Origin of the sequence: Micromonospora sp. NPDC050495 (assembly GCF_040655175.1) — a bacterium.
Lineage (GTDB): Bacteria > Actinomycetota > Actinomycetes > Mycobacteriales > Micromonosporaceae > Micromonospora.
This window is the reverse complement of sequence record NZ_JBFAJK010000115.1, coordinates 1-1989: the sequence shown is the minus strand read 5'-3', so window position 1 is coordinate 1989 and position 1989 is coordinate 1. Positions and strand designations below refer to the sequence as shown.

The following is a 1989-nucleotide window of genomic DNA, read 5'->3' as shown; positions in this document are numbered from 1 at the left end:
CCTGTGTTCCGCAGCTCAGCGTCGATATAGTCGGCGTCGCGGTGTGAAGGTGCAGGTCAAGGCGTTGCAGTCTGGTGGAAACTGCGAAAATCCCTAGTGACACGCCCGTCTGTGGATAACTCCGCTGAGCTGCTGATCTATGCCTGGTCGCATAGTCGGTGTACGGTCGTGCCTCGTGTACGTGAAAGCGTCGACCCGCAAGACCCGTGACGGGCAGACGATCCGCTACCTGCAACTGGCCCACAACGAGTGGGACCCGGCCGCGAAGGCGTCCAAGACCCGGGTGCTGTACTCGTTCGGCCGCGAGGACCAGCTCGACGTGGCCGGTATCCGCCGGCTGGTGGACGCGTTGTCGCGGCTGCTCGCCCCGGCCGACGCCCTCGCCGCGGCCGCACCGGCCGGCCTGTCGTTCCTCGAGTCCCGTCCGCTGGGCGGGGCGTGGCTGCTCGACGGATTGTGGCGCCGTCTGCGTATCGACACCGTCCTGCGGCCACTGGTCGGCTCTGCCCGACGCGAGGTCGACGTCGAGCGGGTGCTGTTCGCGCTGGTCGCGAACCGGGCCCTGGCCCCGTCGAGCAAGCTGGCCGCCGCCGACTGGGTCTGCCAGGACGTGCACCTGGCCGGCCTGCCGCACGTCACCGACGACGCCTGCTACCGGGCAATGGACCAGCTCATCGAGGTCGAGCCCGCATTGACCCGCGGTGTCTACGACCAGATCGCCGACCTGCTCAACCTGCAAGTCGACCTGCTGTTTTTCGACACCACCAGCACCTACTTCGAACTCGACGAGGCCGACGACATCGTCTGGCGTGACGACAAGGGCAAACCGGTCGACGCCGACGACCCCGCCGCAGTCAAGCAGGCCGGGTTCCGCACCCATGGCAAGAGCAAGGACTCCCGCGACGACCTGCCCCAGGTCGTGGTCGGGATGGCCGTCACCCGCACCGGCATCCCCGTCCGAGTGTGGTGCTGGCCGGGCAACACCGGCGACTCCGCCCTGATCCGGCAGGTCAAGACCGACATGCGCGAATGGAGCCTGGCCCGCGTCGTCTGGGTCGCCGACCGCGGCTTCGCCTCCGCGGAGAACCGCCGCTTCCTGCAACAGGGCGGCGGGCACTACATCCTCGGCGAGAAGCTACGCGCCGGCACCAGCGAAGCCGACGCCGCTCTGGCCCGGCAGGGCCGCTACGCGACCGTCGCGGAGAACCTGCAGGTCAAGGAAGTCAACATCGACACCGACGACCGGTTCGTCATCTGCTACAACCCCGAGGCCGCCGACCGCGACGCCGCCGTCCGGACCCGGTTACTCGCCCAGCTCACCGACCTGATCGACGGCACCGACCGGCTGTCGGCCACCAAACGCGCCGAGCTCCGCGGCGTGATCTCGACCAAGCCCGGCCTGAACCGGTTCCTGCGCGTCACGCCCAAGGGCCTGCTGCGCATCGACCAGGCCAAGGTCAAGACGGAGCAGCGCCTCGACGGCAAGTACCTGCTGCGCTGCTCGGACCCGAAACTGTCGGCCGAGGACATCGCCCTGGGCTACAAGCAGCTCCTCGAAGTCGAACGCGGCTGGCGCGACATGAAGACCACCCTTGACCTGCGGCCGGTGTTCCACCGCCGCGAGGACCGCATCCGCGCCCACATCCTGCTCTGCTGGCTGGCCCTGCTACTGATCCGGGTCGCCGAGACCGAGACCGGCCGCACCTGGACCGCGATCCGCACCGAGATCGACCGTCTGCACCTGGGCATATTCACCGGCCCCGCCGGCACGTTCGCCCAGCGCACCGAGCTGTCCCAGCCCCAGAAAGCCCTGCTCACGAAGCTGCGGATCACCGAACCGCCCCGCATCTTCGACGCGACACCCGCAACCGCCTGACCTGCAACAACACAGCCGCCTAGTGACACACCCCGTCACCGGGCCAACAACTGTCTGCCCAGCTCACAGCCCAGATTCGCGGACTATATCGACGCCGAGCTGCGGAACGCAGG

1 protein-coding gene is annotated in these 1989 nt (G+C 68.3%); it reads left to right on the top strand.

Translation table 11 applies throughout. The annotated features are described in order from the left end of the window. Nucleotides 1-175: 175 nt before the first annotated feature. Entirely contained in the window at nucleotides 176-1876 is a 1701-nt protein-coding gene (locus tag AB0I11_RS34305) for an IS1634 family transposase (protein WP_357330091.1), read from the top strand. The last annotated feature ends 113 nt before the right edge of the window (nucleotides 1877-1989 follow it).